Annotated in this window: 14 protein-coding genes; 3 read left to right on the top strand and 11 right to left on the bottom strand. The window is 55.4% G+C overall.

Annotated features, from left to right (window positions below; translation table 11 throughout):
• Positions 1–22: 22 nt before the first annotated feature.
• Positions 23–2,341 carry a hypothetical protein gene (locus tag LIG30_RS26770; RefSeq protein ID WP_038710089.1) on the bottom strand — a complete coding sequence of 773 codons (2,319 nt, stop codon included), beginning with the start codon at positions 2,339–2,341 and terminating at the stop codon, positions 23–25.
• A 44-nt stretch (positions 2,342–2,385) separates the two neighbouring features.
• On the bottom strand, positions 2,386–4,401 hold the full coding sequence (locus tag LIG30_RS04765) for an acyltransferase family protein (protein ID WP_051994870.1): 2,016 nt from the start codon (positions 4,399–4,401) through the stop codon (positions 2,386–2,388).
• Between the two features lie 282 nt (positions 4,402–4,683).
• On the opposite strand from LIG30_RS04765, the gene LIG30_RS04760 reads away from it, so the two are divergent.
• Together LIG30_RS04760 and LIG30_RS04755 are read left to right on the top strand one after the other, a co-directional pair.
• Complete coding sequence (locus LIG30_RS04760) at positions 4,684–5,727, top strand: acyltransferase family protein (protein WP_038710088.1); 1,044 nt, start codon at positions 4,684–4,686, stop codon at positions 5,725–5,727.
• Between the two features lie 61 nt (positions 5,728–5,788).
• Positions 5,789–6,958 (top strand): glycosyltransferase, encoded by a 1,170-nt coding sequence (locus LIG30_RS04755; RefSeq protein ID WP_038710087.1) that lies wholly within the window; start codon positions 5,789–5,791, stop codon positions 6,956–6,958.
• Between the two features lie 317 nt (positions 6,959–7,275).
• Here LIG30_RS04755 and LIG30_RS04750 read toward each other — a convergent pair whose 3' ends face one another.
• Positions 7,276–8,394, bottom strand: a complete 1,119-nt coding sequence (locus LIG30_RS04750; RefSeq protein WP_083493904.1) for an acyltransferase family protein — start codon at positions 8,392–8,394, stop codon at positions 7,276–7,278.
• Between the two features lie 225 nt (positions 8,395–8,619).
• A complete protein-coding gene (locus tag LIG30_RS26010) occupies positions 8,620–8,826 on the bottom strand; it encodes a hypothetical protein (protein WP_152986011.1) in 207 nt (68 codons plus the stop codon).
• Between the two features lie 93 nt (positions 8,827–8,919).
• Between LIG30_RS26010 and LIG30_RS04745 the strand changes: the two genes are divergently transcribed.
• Positions 8,920–9,474: an acyltransferase gene (locus LIG30_RS04745; RefSeq protein ID WP_038710084.1), complete on the top strand. Its 555-nt coding sequence runs from the start codon at positions 8,920–8,922 to the stop codon at positions 9,472–9,474.
• A 734-nt stretch (positions 9,475–10,208) separates the two neighbouring features.
• Here LIG30_RS04745 and LIG30_RS25005 read toward each other — a convergent pair.
• The 7 genes from LIG30_RS25005 to LIG30_RS04715 form a co-directional block, all read right to left on the bottom strand.
• Entirely contained in the window at positions 10,209–11,327 is a 1,119-nt protein-coding gene (locus tag LIG30_RS25005; protein ID WP_083493903.1) for an acyltransferase family protein, read from the bottom strand.
• 384 nt (positions 11,328–11,711) lie between these two features.
• Positions 11,712–12,848 (bottom strand): glycosyltransferase family 4 protein, encoded by a 1,137-nt coding sequence (locus LIG30_RS26005; RefSeq protein ID WP_038710083.1) that lies wholly within the window; start codon positions 12,846–12,848, stop codon positions 11,712–11,714.
• Positions 12,849–12,901: 53 nt separating this feature from the next.
• Positions 12,902–14,404, bottom strand: a complete 1,503-nt coding sequence (locus LIG30_RS04735; protein ID WP_152986009.1) for an oligosaccharide flippase family protein — start codon at positions 14,402–14,404, stop codon at positions 12,902–12,904.
• A 144-nt stretch (positions 14,405–14,548) separates the two neighbouring features.
• Positions 14,549–15,700, bottom strand: a complete 1,152-nt coding sequence (locus tag LIG30_RS04730; protein WP_038710080.1) for a glycosyltransferase family 4 protein — start codon at positions 15,698–15,700, stop codon at positions 14,549–14,551.
• The gene (locus LIG30_RS04725; RefSeq protein ID WP_038710079.1) at positions 15,697–16,875 is read right to left on the bottom strand and encodes a glycosyltransferase family 4 protein; all 1,179 of its coding nucleotides are present in this window, start codon (positions 16,873–16,875) and stop codon (positions 15,697–15,699) included. Before LIG30_RS04725 ends, LIG30_RS04730 begins: the two co-directional genes overlap by 4 nt.
• Positions 16,872–18,326, bottom strand: coding sequence for a hypothetical protein (locus tag LIG30_RS04720; RefSeq protein WP_038710078.1), 1,455 nt, complete (start codon positions 18,324–18,326; stop codon positions 16,872–16,874). Before LIG30_RS04720 ends, LIG30_RS04725 begins: the two co-directional genes overlap by 4 nt.
• Before the next feature lie 222 nt (positions 18,327–18,548).
• Complete coding sequence (locus tag LIG30_RS04715; protein ID WP_038710077.1) at positions 18,549–19,628, bottom strand: acyltransferase family protein; 1,080 nt, start codon at positions 19,626–19,628, stop codon at positions 18,549–18,551.
• Between the last annotated feature and the right edge of the window lie 61 nt (positions 19,629–19,689).

The raw sequence follows: 19,689 nt of genomic DNA, 5'->3' as shown, positions 1-19,689 counted from the left end.
GCACCACGCATAGCCGGTAGGACTAACGCTGAAGCGGTCCGGCGGTGTCGTCTCCACCGATACCGCGACACCATGCCCGCGTCGATGCTATACCATCCTTCACGCCCGGGCGACTATTGAATTTCTCATTCGCGATTTGGATCCAGTCGACCTTCGGATACAGATTCTCCAGCCAGTCGACGATCTTCCGCTCGGTCTGATGCAGGTCGTTATGGCAAGTCATCCGTGGCAGCATCACGCGGATTTGATCGATCAAATCCTGATTGCTGTGGTTGTACCCAAACCGCTTCTCGGTCAGGCTGTTGACGACCTGCTCGGTCGTGACGAGCGGACTGAGGCTGGCGTCCGTGATGACATCGCGCTTCGGCTCCGCGGCCGCATACCACTCCTCATTCGAAAACGACCTGTTCTTGACCAGCCATGCATTGAACTTCGCATTCTCGATTGCCTCGACAACCGGCCGTGCCAGATAGCGCGGCGGTGTAGCGATGGCAACCTCGTCGCCGAGCCTGAAGACGTTCCAGCCGCTGCGGCTGCCATAGACATAGGACAAGCCGTTATCGCGCCCCTGCATCGCCTTGAGCGTCATCGCCAACGCGCGCAGATATTGTGATTCGCCGGTCACCGCCTCCGTCTCGCGCAGCGCCCCCGGAAAGTAGCCCCAGTCGAGCGGATTGTTGCCGAATTCGTGTCCCATACCGGGGTTCAGGATGAGCTGCAGCCAGTACCAGACGTCGCGCAGATACTGCTCGCCGAGCTCGTTGCCGGTCACCGCGCAGCCCGAATGCCCAGGCGGCGCGCACGGATTAGCGATCGTCTTGTCGATCCCAAAACCGAAGCCCGGGGAAGTCGAGAATAACCCCGTGTACGCCCATCCTCTCGGTTCGATGCGCGAATTCGCGAGAGTCGACGGAGCATTCTGGTTGTTCTCGTAGATCGCCCTCATCTTGTCGTCGAGATGAAACCCCTGCTGCAACTGCCAGGTCCTCACGTTCTTCCACAACGCGATCGAATACAGTGCTTGCGCGACCGTCCTGGCGTTCTGTTTCTTGACCCAATCCGGACTCAGCACGGGATTGCTGAATCGTCTCGCCAATTGATCCATCAGACTCTTGTAGCCGTTGTCTGTCAGCGCAATTTGCTTGCCCTGATCGTCGACGACTGCCACGACCTTGGTCAGCTTCGCCACGTTCCCGTTCTGACTGCTCAGCAGGCGAAACGCCCCGTCGAAGGCGACCGCCATCCCGGAACGTTCGAATTGCGCATCGCCGCCTACCGCCTCACGCAGCGAAATGGATGGCAGCCAATGGTTCCAGTCGGGCAATGGCAAGTCGATCGGCAATTCGCGGATATTGGTGCTTGCGAAGATGAGTTTGTCCGGCGTCCCATGCGGGTTGTCGGGGTTCAAAAAAGCCGACGGCAAGATCGGCGTCTTACGTGCATCCACGAAACCTGGAAACAAGTACCGCATCATCTGTGCCTGATCGTCCAGCACGGCTCCTTCCATCCCACCACCGGCTGCCCATTCGTCAACCGGCACCCGGTCAAGCCCAGCCGCCGGCTGGTATGGAGGAAGCCATGGCCGGCCGTTCTTCGACTGATAGGTGGCCAGATTCCTGATGTACGACGCCAACTGCTCACCCTGATTTTCGGACAAGCCGTGAAACAGCGATCGACTGATAATGCTCTGGTTCGAATAGTTGAAATACTTGAGATCGCTACCGTCGGTCGCATGGCAATCCGCGCAGTGCATCCGCATGGCGCCGCTGCTCAGCGGACTGCGCACCAGGTCTTGCTCCGTGAAAAGCCGTTTGCCCTCTGCGATGTCGCGCGCGTTGTTCAGCGGGGCAGTCCATCGCTCCGGTCGGTCATCCGCAACGGAATGGGCGGCGAGAACTGATTTTCCGTCAGCGCCGAGGAGATCCAGCTTGACCACGCGAAATCCGCTGACACGCGAATCGATCCGCAACAGCGTGAATGTCAGATTGACGTCTCCCGCGTTAACGGAAACGGGAATGATCACCTTGTAATAGGAAACGTCGGAGCTTCCAATCGGAAAGGATCTCGCCAAGCCGGGCCCGACAATTTTTACCGTATCGTTTTTGATGACGATCGGCGGCTGATCATTCACCTTCACCGCCGCCTGCCCCTCGATCTCGATGCCATGCAAGGAGAGCGCCAGGAACCTCGCCGGCGCCAGTGTTTGCACGGCAACCTGCACGGCGCTCCCGACGGGATACATCACCTCGAGCGGAAGAATGACCGGCTGCCGCGCCCAGCCAACGGCCGGGCATAGCAACAACAAAAAAGGCAGCAGCAAGCGTGTAATGACGGTGTTCATTTTCCGCGCCCGATTGTCGCTGGCAGCGCGACATTGCGCTCCCATCAATGATAGGAAACGTTCATATTGCCGACGCCATCACCTGACGACCTTGCGTCGAACAATTCGCCGCGAATCCGTTCGGCCAGCACTCTGGCACCCGCCGATGTGAGGTGATTGTCGTCGAAGTACATCGGCGTGTGCTTGTCGGCCCAGAGCGTGCATTGCTCGCGACACAGCGCCTGATACGTGGAAACGTACGGAATACTATCCTGCACAAGCCTGCGGGAGAACATCGCGTCCATTTCCCCTCGCTCCCGGCGCTCGTGTCGAGCGACAAGCGTGTCGTCATTCGCATAGATGCTACGCGCCAACAGCCGCGGCAACATCTGGTCAAACGCAGGGGTCGGCCCCAGCACGACGACACGCTCGGCGTACTGCCCAAGATACCTCGCCGTCGCAACGACGTCGTTGATGTCCTGATTCGCCCAGTTCCCCGACAACACGATCATGTCGGGCTTCCGTGCCGGCACGAAATCCGTCAACACATATCGAATCAACTGCGTGCAGCGCTTCGGGCCTGTGGTGTTCAGCAGAGGCTTGCATCCGGATGCGGTGGCCTGCAGAAAATTGACACCGGAATAGACCGATGAAAATCCCGCCCAGAGATCGGCGGCATGACTGTCACCAACAAGCAATACATTCTTCTTGGTGGAACTCGTCTTCAGGCACGTCCCGGTGTCGAACGGCAGATTCCTTCCGTGATCCGGGATCATGAAACAGGTTCCCGCACGCATCTCGCGATCTGCGTCGTAGTTCAGGTACGCCAGAGTCGACTGCACACTTTCGGGAATCGTACGCAGCGCAGCGTTTGCCGCCGATGCCGAAATTGTGACAATGCAGACCGACGCCATCGCGGTTGCGCCCCACGCAAGAACCTTCCTGTTGCCGTCGGCACGCGCGCGCCGAAACGGCGTCTCGACAAATCTCCACGACGCCCACGAAGCGAGCACGCAGACGGCCAACAGTGCCAGTCTCGCGGTCGTGCCAGGCATCGGAAACGAATCGGTATAGAAAACAAACAGGGGCCAGTGCCACAGGTACATCGAATAGGAGATCAATCCCACCCATCTAAACGGGGGACTGGCAAGCAGTCTCGCTACCGCGGTACGCGCATCAGAACCGGAATAGATGATCAACGCCGCGCCAAGTGTCGGCGGAATCGCAGTCAAACCGGGGAATGGAGTTTGTGGCGTGAGCAGCTTGATGCTTGCGAAAATCAGCGCCAGACCTGCGACGCCAAGCAGTTCCGCCAGCCAGCGATTCCGCAGTTTCGGCAAACTGCCCATTGCGACCAAGGCGCCGAGCATCAATTCCCAAGCGCGCGACGGCAGTAGATAAAATGCAGCGCTCGGGTCGACCTGAACCGTACGCACCGCCTCCGCAAAGCTCACGACGGCAACCACCAGGACAATGAGCACCTGCAGCCGCCGGCTCTTCTTGCGCAACGCAAACAGAACCAGCGGGAATACGACGTAGAACTGCTCCTCTACTGACAAAGACCAGGTGTGCAGCAGCGGATTGTGTGCCATGCCGGCATCGAAATATCCACTCGACGAATAAAATATAACATTTGAAACAAAAAATATCACCGAGACGATATAGCGCGACAGATCGTGCACGTCCGCCGGGAAGCCCTTGATCAGGGTAATGCTCAAACAGAACGCCAGTACCACAAAAAGTGCCGGAAAAATACGGCGCACTCGACGACTATAAAATCCCGCGATACTGTATGTCCCACCATCCATTTCCCGTACAAGTATCTGCGTAATGAGGTAGCCGGAGATAACAAAGAAAATATCTACCCCGACAAATCCTCCGGTACCGAATTTCAGGAAATGAAAATGGAACAAAATCACCGGAATAACAGCGATTGCGCGCAACCCGTCGATATCCGCGCGATAACCGTTTGCTGCATGAGCAACGCCGTAGCCGCCTCCGAGGGGGGACTTCTGTGTAAGCACTGGCAACCTCACGAATTCGCAGGCGCACAGCCACGAGCGCCGCATGTTGAAGGCCATCGCAGGCTAGCCGCGCATCGGGCGAACCGGAAGACAAAACCCTGGGCGAATCCGCCACGCACGTTGCACGATTCATGCGGGGATGAAATCATCGGTTGTCGCATTGCCGCACTCGTCCAGATGAGCACTTGGTGCGGCCAGTACGAATGGCGTGTACGCACAACATTTTGTCCGATCGTCATGTCGTTCGTTGCGGCACCACATACGTCTTGTCACCATTCTCGATCCAGAGGGATACGAGCATTCCTTCGGCAAGGGTCCAATGGCTTTAGGCGAACACAGATGAATCACCAACACGGTGTTGCGGCCGACTCGAGCGCTCGGCGATCAGCGGTCGTCGATATGGCGAAAGGAATTGCCACCATATTGGTTGTCTATGGACACTGTCTTCGGGGGCTCGTTGCCGCCGGCGTCGTCCATACCAACTCGTGGCTCGTAGTGACGGACTACGTCATCTATACCTTTCACATGCCAATCTTCTTCGTGCTGTCCGGAGTGTTCTTCAAGTCGTCAGCGCTGAAGAATCGACGCGACTTCTGGCTCAATCGCATCAAGTCCATCGTCTACCCGTATGTCCTTTGGTCGCTCATTCAGGGTGGCATAAGAATTGCACTATCGGGCTCGGGTGCCGTCAATAATGATATGGAATTCGACCGCTTGCTCGACATATTCTGGTCGCCCATCTCGACCTTATGGTTCCTTTACGCGCTGTTCTTTTGCAACGTGATCTGCTTCGCCCTTTTGAGGGTGAGAACGGCGGCGCTGCTGACCGGCGCGCTCTGCGCCTTCATCGCGAGTCATTTTCTGGCCACCGGCGTGGTCAATGACATTTCTTACGGATTGCTGTATTTCGTATTAGGCATGTTCGTGCGTGAGCACAACTGGCTGTCCAATGTTGCACCGAGCTGGGGTAGAACCGGATTTCTCGCCTGCGCCTTCATTGTGGTCGCGTTGGGGCTCGACAACGCGGGTGTGCAAGATCGCTTGGCATTCCCGGCCGCACTTCTGGGTATCACCGCGACACTGACGCTATGCGCTACCCTGGAGAAGGCTGCCCTGGCAAGGCCGATCGCCAATGCATTGAATGTCATCGGCCAGTTCTCCATGCCGATCTATCTCATACACATCCTAGTGCTAGGCTTCACGCGAACTCTTCTTCTGCGACTCTTGCACACCGACAATTTGCTGGCTCTAATTCCCGTGGCCGTTACGGCTGCGGTGTTGATCCCGATCGGAATCCAGTTCATGGCGATGCGCGTGAGACTGAATGATTGGGTCGGTCTGCCTAGTTCATTGAGGGCTGCCGGAAGAAATCCTTCTGCTTGAGCCACGCATCACCATGATGCGGTGCTCAGGATTGCCGCCTTATCCAACTTCTGCCTGCGCCATGAAACTACTTGCGATAAGCCACCCTTGTGTCACGCCGATCAACCAAGCATTCTTTGCCGCAATAGAGCAATTCGCGGCGTGCGAAGTTACGCTGATCGTTCCGGAAACGTGGAACAGCAAGTACGGAAAAATCGAAAGCGTTGAGCGGCTGCCGTCTTTCCGTGGAAAAATCATCACGATCCCGGTGCTTTTCAACGGCAACATCCCGATTCACTTTTACAGGGGATCGATTCAGAAGATAATCAAGCAGGTATCGCCCGACTTCATATTCGTTCATCACGATCCTCACACGTCGGTCGCGGGCCAGTTCATCCTCGAAAACAGGACCTCGATTCCGTTCGGCTTCTACGCCGCGCAAAACATCAACAAGAGCTATCCGTTTCCGTTTTCCTGGTTCGAGAAAAAAATGTTTTCCCAGGCGTCGATCGCGTTCCCGTTGTCGCATTCGGTGCTCGAGGTCTTGCGAAGCAAGGGCTATCGGAACGACGCGACGGTTTTGCCGCTGCCATTTGATGCATCGCTGTTTCAGCCAAATTCGGAGCGGCGGCAACGCATGCGCTCTTCTTTGGGAATCTCGCCGGACACCTTCATCGTCGGTTACCTGGGACGTTTGACTCCGGAAAAAGGGGTCGATCTGATAATTGACGCCCTTCTGCAGTTGCAGGACAAGCAGTGGGCCGCGGTCATCGCTGGAAGTGGCCCCGAGGAGGAAAAGCTGCGGACGACCGCGCAGCGGGCCGCCCAACCGTCGAGATTCCATTTTGTTGGTTACGTTCCACACGAACAGGCGGCAAGTATCCTCAATTGCTTCGACGTGCTTGTTGTGCCGTCTCGCACAACGAGTAGCTGGAAAGAGCAATTCGGCAGAGTCATCATCGAAGCGATGGCTTGCGGCGTGCCAGTCATTGGCTCCGACTCTGGCGAAATTCCATTCCTGATCGATCAAACCCAAGGCGGAACGACGTTCACCGAAGACGACCCGACTTCGCTCGCGCGCCGCATCAGCAACATCATCGACAATCGTGAGTATCGGGATGAGCTGTCGGAACGCGGATTAAGGTCGGCCCAGGAACACTTCACAACGCAGAGCATCGCACGCCAGTTTTATCGTTCCGTTTCCGAAGTGATCGATTCATCGAGGGAGAAATTGTCGACGAAGACCGCCTGAGCAGTCTCGATCGCACTGCAGCGCCGGATTATCGCTCGCAGACCACGCGTGATACTGCGTCGCGAACTGGAGCAATAGAGCCTTACGCCATCGACGGTGCGCCCTTGTAGTCGCGATTCGCCCTGTCGCTTGCGCGGGCGAATCAGGGCTCGACGAATCAATCGGCAGCTTCGCCGGCAAGCCGGTATGGCGGTGAAACCTGTGGATACAGGCTCTTCAGCCGCCGCCAAATCGCATCCTTGTCCTTTGCGTCGTGTGTGCACTGCACATGAAGCATTGCCGTGATCAAATGCGGCAACGATGTCAGTGCGTATCGATCAGTTTCGCACTTCCGACACAGCTCGCGAAATACCCCTAAAATTATATTTCAAAATAAATTTTCTGGCAGGCATTTCAATAAATTGATATCCCATCGCCGCAACAACCATCGTCACCAGCAAATATGAAATAAAGAACATGGGCATATTTCCTCGCATCAGCCCCTGAAAATGATTAACCCAGAAATGATTGATTATTTGATGAACCATGTAAAGAGCAAAGCTCGTCTCGCCAAGATACACAAAAATTCTATTCTTCAGAAACACAGACACGCGCCCCCGTCCAACGGCAAACATAAGGATCAAGGCTGAGTACAACGGGAAAGGTCCGCAGAACTTTTGCCAGTCAGCAAAAGAGCGGGATACATCGAAAGCGGCATCATAAATCTGGCGCCAATAGACGATCATGGCAGAAATCGCCGCGATCAACGCAACCTCAATGATCGTAGCCAGCAGAGCGTTGAAATTTCTCTGGCTAATTTTTTTGAAAATCAGATACACCACCATTCCGGAAATGAACTCCATCACTCGAGCGACCGGATTGGTATACAGCAACGTAAAGGTCGACACACCGTTAACCGTTGGATTGTAGGAATCTATCCGATAGATCTGGCACAATGCAATCATGAGCACCACCACAACAACCGAAAGCATCCACTTCCAATGCCACGTCTTGGAGAAATTACTTGCCAGGAATGGAAACAGAAGATAGAAGGCAAATTCCGCAGAGATACTCCAGGCGACACCATTGAAAGAAAAATTATAACGAGGTAGCGGAATCCAGCCCTGGACCAGAGTAATGTTGGAGAGCACAATTGTCCATTCCGGCAAATGAAAATGGGGCTTCATTAACACCATGAACATGAATACCGCAGCAACGTGCATCGGCCACACTCGTGCAAAGCGAGCCAGAAAAAACTGGCGCATCCTGCCATTTTCAACGGCTTCCCCATAGACATGGAACAGGATAAAGCCCGACAACACAAAAAATAACGAAACACCGGACGCAAGCGGCCCCCAATCGTGGGTCGTAAATATTCTTTCATTAGCATGCGTTGCGACAATCATCGCTGCCGCAAAAAAGCGAAGGGAGGTGAGTGCCGGAAGTTCTTGTCGCATGGATGAGTCGGCATAAACAGTGGTGCAGAGGATGAAGATGCGTCCCCAATCCCCCGGAATAAGAGAACTGAACTGCGCTCCGCGCCTCGAGGCCCAATCAAGCCGGTCGCATCGTCCATACGGTGTCTTAACGCCGGCATGCGGTTCTCGTGTCACAAGGTCGGATGGCGACAGTCAGACCGTCATCGACACTACAGTCGACCGTTACTGTAGTGTAAGAGGCGGTCATGCTCCGGAATCGGACAATATCGTGTAGCTGGCCGCCATCTGTGACCAATGCCCCCATATTCGACCGAGAATTGTTACCATCACGACTAGCGTGGCAAGCATTCCTGCCTTTATTTTTTCATTTTGTCGAATCAGCTTTTTCGGCAACGGCTGAGCTTGAATCCCAGCCTGGCGAGGCGGCCCCAACGTAACAATACGTTCCATCGCCGCCGATACCGATGTTCGCATACGACTTGTTTTACAGATTCTATAAAACAATTAGGTTTTTATTTTTTCGTTACAAGTGGAGCGGCAACAATGGGATTGCTATTTCGATGCCTGAAATCGCTGTGGCTGGAACTGAGAGTTTACGCCTCAAATCATTTGATCGCGTACATTCCCCTCCACTGGATTCGGCTGGGATTCTACCGACGGCTGATGCATTTCACCATTGGCAATGGAAGTTCCATTCATCTCGGTGCATGGACGGATGCTCCGCGGAAACTCTCCATCGGCGACGACAGCACCATCAACCAGAACTGCCGACTCGATTCACGCGGCGGGCTGCACATTGGCAATCGAGTGAGCATCTCGGCGGATTGCATCATTCTTTCCGCTGATCACGACGTGCATTCCCAGACGTTCGAAGGTCGGATCATGCCGGTGATCATCGAGGACTACGTGTTCATCGGGACGCGGGCCACTGTCCTGCCCGGCGTGACCATCGGCGTGGGGGCAGTGGTTGCGAGCGGCGCAGTCGTTACCAAGGACGTTGCACCGTATTCGATCGTGGCGGGTGTCCCTGCGCGTCAAATCGGCAGCCGTCGCTCGGACCTGAGTTATCGGCCGACTTATCGGCGCTGGCTGCATTAAGCCTCCATTGCATAATGCCGGCGCATGTCAAGCTAATTGTCGCCTCACTCAAGCAGCCAAAGGCCATTTGTCTGCGTTGAGCGCCAATGTTGCCACGACCGTGCCGCGGTTCGGATTGTTCGCGCGGGCCTTCTCGCGTACAGTGCGGACGCGCCGCGAGAAACGCACGATCGTCGCCGGCGTGACGCTGCGTAGGCGTCACATAGCAGATGCCACGATGGCGATGCTCGATTCAGCGAAGCCATGCGGCGCGCCAAGTGGGCGGCATGTTCGGCAGCGTCGCTGACATACACGCTCCAGCACACGGCCTTGCGGCTGACAAATCCCGGATCAAGTACCGGTGGAAATCGACCGGTTGCGCACTTGAACGCTCACAGCTCAATATCCAATCCGGGTACCAGCGAGTCTTGCAGCAGCGCTACGCAAACCTTCGAGCTCGACCGCATCCAATTGCGCCGGATCTCCCATGACCATCATGTGAAGCGCGTCGTTGCCACGTCGGTCGAGCCGAACTCTCCAGGTATATGCGGCTTGTCACGCCCTCGCTCGCCTTGGCAACTTCGGCGGGCGTCTTGCCCGCCTATATCACCCGACCGGTACGGCCACGCCGTTCGCGTAGCCTCATCCGTCTTGGCCATCAACCGAGTTCCCTTGCTGCGTGACGACTGCATAACGCGCCATCAGATAATCGGTTGCCGTAGATTAAGTAAATTTCAATAAGTTTCGCTGCAGAATCACTCTGTTTTTGCGCCAGATGGCTCGATAGTTGGACGATGCCCATTTTTCCCAAGATTGTCTTTTAACCGCAGGAACGGCACCTCAACAAACCAATAGCTTACCGCTGCGGCAGCAAACGCTTGCAGGATATTCAAAGGAAACTCCATCCGAACCGGCGAGTCAAATCCATTAAATAATTGCTGCCACAAATATAAGCTGAACGAGATTGTACCTACGAAAACGAACAAGTTATTCCTGAGAATTCGCGAAAGCCAAAATTCTCGCCTATCGATAATCGTCACAATGACGATTCCAACGATCGCCGCCTCGATCGTTTTCCCATAGGTGGCCGACCAATATCCACCGACCCAGCGCGAAATAAACGGTATCACGAAAAACAATACCACTACGAGGCATGTGACCGACGCATTCGCATATCGCTGCGAATCGAGCCATGCCTTTATTTTGTCGTACTTAAATGAGATATAGCACCCGATTAAAATCGGATCCACCCCCGTATGGAGCATCATGGCAAGTTGTCCTCGCAGCCCGGGCATTGCGAAGTAACTTGCCATCCTCACTAGAGGTTCAATCAGGATCATGGCAAGCAAGATGCGGTCATTACGACTCTGTAGCATGTAAATCGCGAGCGGAGGCCAAAACCAGTAAAATTGCTCCTCTAGAGCTAAGCTCCAGAAGTGCCCGAGATACCAAGCACCGTCTGGGTGAGCCGCACTTGTTGGACCTAGGCCAAGCAGCGCGGAGTAATTCCAAACATGTAGGGATGCAAATAACAATTGCCGCGGATCAACGTCAATCTTCCCCGCGCGAGCCAAAAGCGCGATCGAGATAATGAAAATATAGAATGCAGGCCATATCCTTAATGAACGCCGCATATAAAACTTGAGAAAATTTATTCGCCCGGTTGCACGATATTCATATTTGAGCAGAGTGGTAATAAGAAATCCACTCAGAACAAAAAAAATCAAAACCCCTTGCGTACCATTGGAAAACAATTTCAGCGGCGCCAGCCATCCTACATATCCTCCTGGCACCGTGCCTTCCGCATGACCAAGCACGACCATGGATACAGCGATACACCTCAGGCCTGTAAGCTCAGGAAGCCTATTTTTCATCCTAGTTTCCTCGCCATTCTCTTTCTGGTTGGATTAGCAAATTATTCTATGCCCGTTATTTTTGATAGGATTCAGAAATACCAAAATATATGCAGATTGCCACAACCAATCTCTGCGCCAAAGAAAGCAGCGATGTTAAGTCGGATCGTTGCTTGCCCGCCAAAGTGCATTTAATAATGCAGCCCATCCGATATAAATCTGCATCTCAGTCATTGACGGTAAACGCGTAATTTTTGTCGTTTGGTAACCGGCCCTTGTTTCAGGAAGTACTGGTCAAGAAGCTCGTTGTCTGCTGCTCGCAGCAGACAACTCGAAGATCTCAGGGTGACGCATGATTCGTTTGCCAGCGCAATGCGGACAACGACCGTGCACCGCGTCGGCCGCTTAGTCTGCATTGGTCCGCGAGCCCGCTACCGCGACAAAGAGTTTCCAGTACCTAGCGGTCATGTGCTGCCAGGTATTACGTTGTGCAACCCGTAGTGCACCATCCCCCAAGCGGCGACGCCGCTTTTCGTCTTCGCTGAGTAAGCGCAGCACTTTCGCGATTCCGTTCGTGTCGTCCGGATCCGCAAGCACGTACCCGGATTCCTTTGAAACCAGTTCTGATGCTCCGGTCGTTCGCGCCGTCACGACCGGTAACCCCGATGCCATCGCCTCGAACACGACGAGTCCCGACGTTTCATAACGTGACGGAAAAACGAAAAAGTCGGATGCGCGCATGATCACCGGAAGATCTCGCCTATAACCCAGGAAGCGCACCCGGTTCTGCAGCCCCAATTCTTCGACACGTTTTGGAAAAGGACTTCCGGCCGTGCTACCAACGACGGCGAGGTGCAGACTCGGCGATTCGGTCAATGCAGTCAGTACACTGTCCAGGTTCTTCCTCGAAGTCCGGATATCCCCCGCGAAGAGCGCCAGCGGAACGTCGATTGGCAGTCCCAATGCTTCACGGTCGGCTGGCCCCGGAGAAAACTCCGTCGTGTCGACACCGTTGCCAATTCCAACGATCCTGGTTTTTTCGATCCCGATCGAAGCAAGCTCACCCGACACATTACCCGAAATGCCTACCACCCACCTTGCGTTTCCAAACACCCGCCGCTCGAGAAAAGCGTTCAATGATGTAAAGCATCTCTGGTACAGCGAATAGAGCGAAGTTACCCGACGAAACGGATAGTACTTCGACTTCAGCCAGGCACCGTGGACGAAATGCGCAACATTGATGTCGTGCTTCGCATAATAAACAGCTCCGTTGCACAGCAGCACGTCAAAATTCAGTTTCTCGCGCTTAACCAGCAACGTGGCACTAATCGCGAAATGAATTCCTTTGAGGAGATTAGTGACCTTATCGAGTCCTCTGATCCTAATCCACTCGATGCCGAGGTCGGTGAGGTCGGAGCTGACCTTGTCTGCAATCAGCACCACTTCCGCGCCCTGGCTTTTCGCATACTTGGCAATTTCGTACGTGACTCTGCCTTGCCCGTCTCCCGGGAATACGTTGTGTGTGATGATCCCGACGCGCATATAACGATCTCCAACTTTGTGCTTTTTCCGCGATGTTTCCGTCAACCGATTTTTCAAAATTTCGACTTGGCGCCTGCGGTCAGCCGCGCTACCCGGAGCTTGACGATTGACGTAACCTCCGCCGGCGCCGTTACCCAAAATACGCACGCGAACGCCAGAATACTCACCGAGATTGAAGCGATCGAGCGCAACACCAACCCTTCCACGTACAGCCCTGCGGCATATCCCGCCGCACATGACGCCACCACCGGCAACGCAATCCAGAACAAGGATCGAAGCACGCGTCCGGCACTACCAGCTCGCATCCCGGAAAACGCCAACGGGGTGCAAATCGTGTAAGCAATGAGGTACGCAATCGGCACGCCGATGAATCCCAGCCAGTACACCAACCCTATGCCAAGGGTGACGTTCAGCACGCTTCTGATCGTTGTCAGTCGAACCGCGTGGCCGACGTGCCCGAGCGCACTCTGCGACTGCACGACGATCCAACTGATACAGTCGACACCAACGGCCAGCGCGCAAAGGATGAGCGCCGGAATCGCGGGTGCCCACTTTTGCGTATACACCAGCGGCACCAATGAATCCGCGGCAGAAAATATTACCGAAAACCAAAGCCCGGAAGGAATGAGAAGCCAGGTCAGGTAATGACGCAGGATTCGCTCCGCCTCCTCGGGTTGATCCTGCAGTCTCGCGAAATGAGGAAACGACACTCTCATCACCGCATCGACGAGTAGCAGCGGTTTCTTCCCATTGCTGGATGCCCAGTTGAGGTAACCAACCGCGTGCGGGCCGACCAGAGGACCGACTAACAGAGGAATGATCCACGAGCTCACGGAATTCATGATCGTCTGCAACTGGTAAGGCACACCGAATCGCAGAATTCTCGCGGCAATACCCTTGTCGAAAATGAAGCGTATCGGCCACGGCGCCGCTACATACGCGAGCAACGTGCCAAGCAAACTTCGCACAACAAGCGCGGCAACCAGACTCCACACACCAAAGCCGCACAGCGCCATCAGAACCGCAACAGTCTGATATGTCAGCGTCTCGGCGATCTCAATTCGAGCAATCATGTGGAACGCGAGCTTTCGCTCGAGCTGCAGCTCGCTCATCGTTTTCCACGTCGTCAGGAACAGGTTGAGGCTGATCGCACGTATCAGCCAGACCAATGCTTCCGGTTGATGCGGATACAGCTTGCCGATAAACCCCGCGCCGATGTTGAGGAGAATGACGACCGAAACGATAACGATCTGCTGCAAAGTGAACGCGACGCTGAGATCCCGCTCGACAATCTCTTGCCGGTTCTGGACGAGAGATGCGCCGAGGCCGAAGCTTCCGAATTGCGCGATTGTCGTGACGAAGAATGTCGCGATGGCAAACAAGCCGAAGTCCGCGGGCACCAGATGCCGAGCAAGCACCACCCCCGCGCCGAACGTAAAGACCTGCGTGAATATTTGACGCGACATCATCGTCCGGATCCCGCTCTTCGCGCGCGCGTGGATCTCGTCATTCCGATTCGCGTCTTCCTGCACTTCCGATTCGATCACTTTTTCCATGATTCCCAACTCGTGAGCCCGGTCCTTGCGCAAGGCTCGGCAACGGTACGCCGATCAGCGTGACGGGCAATCAGCGATGGCACGAGCTGTCGTGCTGATGTCGACGGCAGGCCAAAGCAGCCTGGTTGCACGTGCGGCGCCCGTCTACCGGACATCGTTGACGACATTGCTGATACGCGTCAGCATCTCATCCACCGAAAAGTTCTGTCGAGCGTGAATCGCCGCGCTATCCGCCAATCGATCAGCCAGCGGCCGATCATCGATCAGCCTCTTGATCGCGCCTCTCAATGCGGCCGCGTCGCCCGGCGGCACGAGAACCCCTGTCACGCCATCGTCAATCAATTCGCGCACACCGCCCGCCGCCGACGCGATAACCGGCTTGCCGGCCAACATGGCCTCGACCACGACCCGACCGAACGGCTCGGGAGACGTGGATGCATGTATTGCAATGTCGATCGCTCTCAGCAATTCGGGAACATCGGAACGGAACCCGAGAAAATGTACCCTGTCGGTCAATTTCAGCTCTCCGACACGCTGGCGCAGATACTCCTCGTATTTCTCCTCGCCGAACAGTGCAGCACCCACGAACACCACGTGCACGCCCGGCAGATCGCGCAATGCATCCAGCACGACATGCTGCCCCTTCCAACTCGCAAGCCGGCTGAACACCCCGACCAGGGGCGCCTCGCCGCAGGCAAGCGCGCGACGAAGCTCGTTCGAGCCACCTGAGTCGGTGCGTGCAAACGTCGACAAGTCAAATCCATTGTGAACGACTCGCACCTTGCTCCGCTTTCCGCCAGCGCTCACGAACGCATCGGCCGTTGCCTGCGAATTGGCGATCACGACAGCCGCAATCCTGTTCGCCAGCAGCGTTGCGACACCGCGCAGCAATGGACTGAAATGATCGGCCGTCAACATGTCACGCAAATGCCAGACACAACGTTTCCGCGTGACGGCAGCCACGATCGCCCCGATCACAAACGCCTTCTGAGAATTTGCGTAGAGGACGTCAAAATCTCTCGCCTGCGTGCCGAGATTGCGCACCATCGCGTACATCGATGGCACAACCTGCATCAGTTGCAGCACGCCGCTGTCGCGTCGCGCGGAAAACAGATTTCCGACGTCCGCTAGCACATGGACGGGCACCTGCGCGTCTTCAAGACGGTGGCGGAAATCGCCATCCTCGAACAGAAACACTTTCCGATCGCCCTGCCAGCGCTTTGCGATATCAAGAAGCGATAACTCTGCGCCGCCCAGTTGACCTGATTGATCGATAAACAGGACGTTGGATTTCATTCTTGAAGCGCCTCTTCATAAACTTTGCGAATTCTCAATGCGATCTCGGGCCATGAGAAATTCCGTCGAACATATTCCTTGCAGTCGCCGGAGTCCGGCAGACGCAAACTTCCCGTCAGCGCACCAACAAGCGCGTCGGAAATGAATTCATGTCCGGCCCCCCCGAGGACGAGATTCGGCGACAAACCGGATACGGCTTCCGGCAATCCGCCCACCGGCGTGACGAGCACCGGCGTGCCCGCCGCCAACGACTCGAGCGTGATCAGTCCGAAACCCTCCAGAGCGACAGTCGGAACGACCGACAGGGTTGCCGCCCGGTAACAGATGGGGAGTTCCTCATCGCTGACGTATCCGACCAGGCGCACGTTCTCCGAGAGATCCAATTCGTCGACGCGCCTCTGCAGTTCGGAAGCAAGCGGCCCTTTGCCAACGATATGCACCAGCACCTCGGGCACCCGCTTCCGAACGTCTGCGATCGCCCTGATGAGATTTTCATGCCCCATACGCCACGCGAGGCGCCGAACTACCAGAACAATCGGACGATCCAGGGGCCAACCGAGCTGACGCAGCGCCGCCGCCTGAGATAGTTCAACATCGAACTTGCTCGCATCGACGCCTCCCGGTATCACGCGAATGCGATCGCGACGGATTCCAAAGCGCTCGTGCAGAATCGATCCGAATGCTTCGGATAACACGATATGCCGCGACGCACGCCGGTAAACCGTTCGCTCCAACAGAAACTTGCCGGTCTGTGCAATACCGCCCTGGCCTTCCGCCGCACCTTCGTCGCACCACGGCCCGTGAAAATGCGCGACAAGCGGACGGTCGCGCATCGCACCCAACGCAGGTGCCGAGTACAGCGCGAAGTGCGCCGCAACGACGTCTGGCCTGTATTCGGCAACACGCTTGGCGACCGCTTTGCGCGCCCGCCATAAACGAGTGGAAATGGAAGCGTCGCGCGCAGCGAACGCGTTGACACTCCAGTTCTCACCGCGTTCGCACTCGAATGCTCCGCATACCAGGCCCGCTTGATCCATGCCAGCATTCTTGCCGCTGGCGATGAGGTCATAGAAGTATCGATTCAAGCCGCCCGCTTGCTCGGGAAACCAACCCATCCCTATTTGCAGGGCGACCAGCTTGCTGTGGGACTGGCCCGCGCGAATGATCCCGGTCATGCGGCCACCTCGCTCTCTACCCGCTGGCCTCTCGACTCCCTCGCCGCGGAGAACCTGAGCGCCGCACCACCGGCGATGCGATCCAGTGCACCGATGAGCAGCCAAGTTACTTGATTCTTCGCGTAATCTCCCGCGCTAAGCACGGAAAATATGGAAGAGACCAAGATACCGAGAATGATCAATGCAGCGAATGAACGTTCCTTATTCCAGTAGCTAAGGGAAAGCTGACTGATCCGCCACAACAATACGACATAGACCAAGCCACCAAAGCAACCGAGCGATAGAAACATGTTCGAGATGTCGACCTCGGTATTTTCTGTCTCGCCTCCGAACTTACCTGCCGCAAGCGTAGTAGCGCCCAGTCCGTGTCCGAGCGGGTTTCTGAAGCTTTCGGCAATGCCGTAGCCGATCATCGCAAGGTGGATTTTCCCGGTGGACTTCTTCTCGTCGAGCGGGTTGGCCAACCCCTCGGACTGATGCGAAATCAACGCCTCCGATGCGCTTCCTTTTGCCGCCTGCTGCGACTGATCCGCTCCGAACAAGATTCCGGCGATGCCGAGAACCAGCGCAATAACGATTCGAGGCGCCCACGTCGCCTGACTTCTTCCCATCGCCGCCCAAAGCGCCGCCATCGAAAAGACACAGACGAAAATCGCGCTTCGCATCCCTGCGAAGTAGAGCGCCACGAAAATGAACGGCATCAGCAGAATCAACGGGCTACGCCGCTTCAACCATGCACACCAGATCAATACGATCGCAAAAACGAGAATACGGCCATATTCTGCTGGCGAAGTCAGGAACGAGACGGCCCGGCGCAACCCGTTCAGATCCACGACTCGATCCCAATGTGCGGCAACCAGCCATGCCTGCTCGTAATCGAAGTAACCGACAAACGTCTGGTACATCCCCAAAATTGCCGCAAGCACCGCGACCGGAACGACAATTTTCATGGCCAGCATGACCACGGTCGCTTCGGTAAAGTAGGTTCGCCCGATCCAGAACGACAAGACGGGGATCAGATAGAACATCGCACCGCCGATGCCGATCGCCACCCCGCCTTGCAGTGGATTGAAGATCTCGATCACCATAAAACCGATGAGAATGACGACGAGCTTCGAGATCCGCGTATCGTTCTTCAAATTTCGGCCGACCAACAGAGAAAACATCATGACCAGCACGGCGGCAGGCGCAATCAGCAAGATTGGATCAAATCCGCCGAAGCCGTAAATGAATCCCACATATCTGCGCAGTTCCGCCTGAAAAAATTGCAGCAACACTAGACCAATCGCTCCCACAAGCGGCCGAGCCAATGAGATGCCGCAATACAGCAGCAGCAGGAATAAGAACAAGATCAGCCGCCCGTTCAACGGCTCGAACACGATCGGAATCGCGATGGCGATAACGAAGCTCAGCGGTATCAGGAAAAATTCAACTGTTAGTGATCTGTTCATCGTTGGCTGACCTCTGCAATCTCGAAGCGGACATCGGGTAGGCCGACGCTTGCACGTAGCAAATGATGCAACATCAACTCCGCTCCTCCGCGCTGGCCCCCCAGGGGCATCACGATTCCCACCCTGACAGGTAACGCGTGTTGCTCGCGGCCGATCCCTGGCAATTTATTTTCCACAAAATCCTCTGAAAATCAGGCGATATTCGATAGCACGGCCCAACGATTAGCTTGCGTCTACTGGAGCACCCCGCGGCCGCAGCAACCAGCCTCTCAATTTCCATTGGCATGACATTTCAAATATCCGATATGTCATTGTCGAAGCAACGATCACCGCCGATAACAGCACAAACTTACCGGCACTTCCCTTTATCGAGGCCTCACCAAACAGATATCCAGCAGCAAGCGCCATCGGGATATGGATCAAATAAATAGAAAACGAGATCTTCCCCAGCCACAATATCGGCCGCGCGTTAAGCAAGCCATTCTCGGTCGATCGGCATGCCGCCACAGCCACGGCCAGTGCGGCGAAACAATAGAAAGTGAACGACCAGCGTGGTGAAATATCGACGACGAAAAACAGCACCAGCCCGATGCAAGCGAACCACCCGGCCCATTTTCCGGACAACACCCGCTTGCAAATGGGAATCGACGTCACGTGATAGACGCAAATGCCGAGCGCGAAACCCACCAATCCGTTGAGCAACCCGGCATTCAACCCCAATGCGACGTTCGCGGGCGGATAGGTTCTCACGATGTTCATGAAGAAAATGCTTGCGACACCGACCAGCAAGGCGGTAATCACGAACAGCTCCCTCGCGGCGAACACTCTGGTTACCACAAAGAATATGATCGAACACCAGAATTCGACGGAGACGGACCAGCTCGGAAAATTGAAACTATAGAGATTTGGATTCAACCCAATATTTTGCACGAGGAAAATATTCTGAGCAAAAATAATCCAGTTTATTTCCCTCCCAGATGCAAAATAAACCGCAACAGCCAACAGCAACGAAGCAATATGCAACGGGTACAAACGAGCAAACCGCTTAACGGAAAACTCATAAAGCCCGACCGACTTGCTTCCGTAATAATTGGAATGCGCCAGAACGAATCCGGAAATCACAAAGAAAACGTTGACCGCATACGAAAAATTCAAACCCAGACCAACTCGATGAAAGATATTCTCCACACCGTAATGCCCCATCGCCACGCTCAGGCACAGGATTCCACGCAGCCCCTCGAGCTTCATGAACTTCCCTGACTGGAGAGCTGGGCTGGCCGGGCTGGAATACACTGCTTTCATGGAGACCTTTCGCAAATTCAATTTCAGGAGCGAACGACAAGCTCAAGCACTCGCGTGAGGT

The organism is Burkholderia sp. lig30, assembly GCF_000687455.2.
GTDB lineage: Bacteria > Pseudomonadota > Gammaproteobacteria > Burkholderiales > Burkholderiaceae > Burkholderia.
The sequence above is the reverse complement of the archived record's forward strand: the minus strand, read 5'-3'. Positions and strand labels throughout refer to the sequence as shown.

Excerpts from the sequence above, each read along its gene's own strand:
- LIG30_RS26770 (WP_038710089.1), bottom strand. The coding sequence starts at position 2,341 with ATGAACACCGTCATTACACGCTTGCTGCTGCCTTTTTTGTTGTTGCTA.
- LIG30_RS04765 (WP_051994870.1), bottom strand. The coding sequence starts at position 4,401 with ATGGCCTTCAACATGCGGCGCTCGTGGCTGTGCGCCTGCGAATTCGTG.
- LIG30_RS04760 (WP_038710088.1), top strand. The coding sequence starts at position 4,684 with ATGAATCACCAACACGGTGTTGCGGCCGACTCGAGCGCTCGGCGATCA.
- LIG30_RS04755 (WP_038710087.1), top strand. The coding sequence starts at position 5,789 with ATGAAACTACTTGCGATAAGCCACCCTTGTGTCACGCCGATCAACCAA.
- LIG30_RS04750 (WP_083493904.1), bottom strand. The coding sequence starts at position 8,394 with ATGCGACAAGAACTTCCGGCACTCACCTCCCTTCGCTTTTTTGCGGCA.
- LIG30_RS26010 (WP_152986011.1), bottom strand. The coding sequence starts at position 8,826 with ATGGAACGTATTGTTACGTTGGGGCCGCCTCGCCAGGCTGGGATTCAA.
- LIG30_RS04745 (WP_038710084.1), top strand. The coding sequence starts at position 8,920 with ATGGGATTGCTATTTCGATGCCTGAAATCGCTGTGGCTGGAACTGAGA.
- LIG30_RS25005 (WP_083493903.1), bottom strand. The coding sequence starts at position 11,327 with ATGAAAAATAGGCTTCCTGAGCTTACAGGCCTGAGGTGTATCGCTGTA.
- LIG30_RS26005 (WP_038710083.1), bottom strand. The coding sequence starts at position 12,848 with ATGCGCGTCGGGATCATCACACACAACGTATTCCCGGGAGACGGGCAA.
- LIG30_RS04735 (WP_152986009.1), bottom strand. The coding sequence starts at position 14,404 with ATGGAAAAAGTGATCGAATCGGAAGTGCAGGAAGACGCGAATCGGAAT.
- LIG30_RS04730 (WP_038710080.1), bottom strand. The coding sequence starts at position 15,700 with ATGAAATCCAACGTCCTGTTTATCGATCAATCAGGTCAACTGGGCGGC.
- LIG30_RS04725 (WP_038710079.1), bottom strand. The coding sequence starts at position 16,875 with ATGACCGGGATCATTCGCGCGGGCCAGTCCCACAGCAAGCTGGTCGCC.
- LIG30_RS04720 (WP_038710078.1), bottom strand. The coding sequence starts at position 18,326 with ATGAACAGATCACTAACAGTTGAATTTTTCCTGATACCGCTGAGCTTC.
- LIG30_RS04715 (WP_038710077.1), bottom strand. The coding sequence starts at position 19,628 with ATGAAAGCAGTGTATTCCAGCCCGGCCAGCCCAGCTCTCCAGTCAGGG.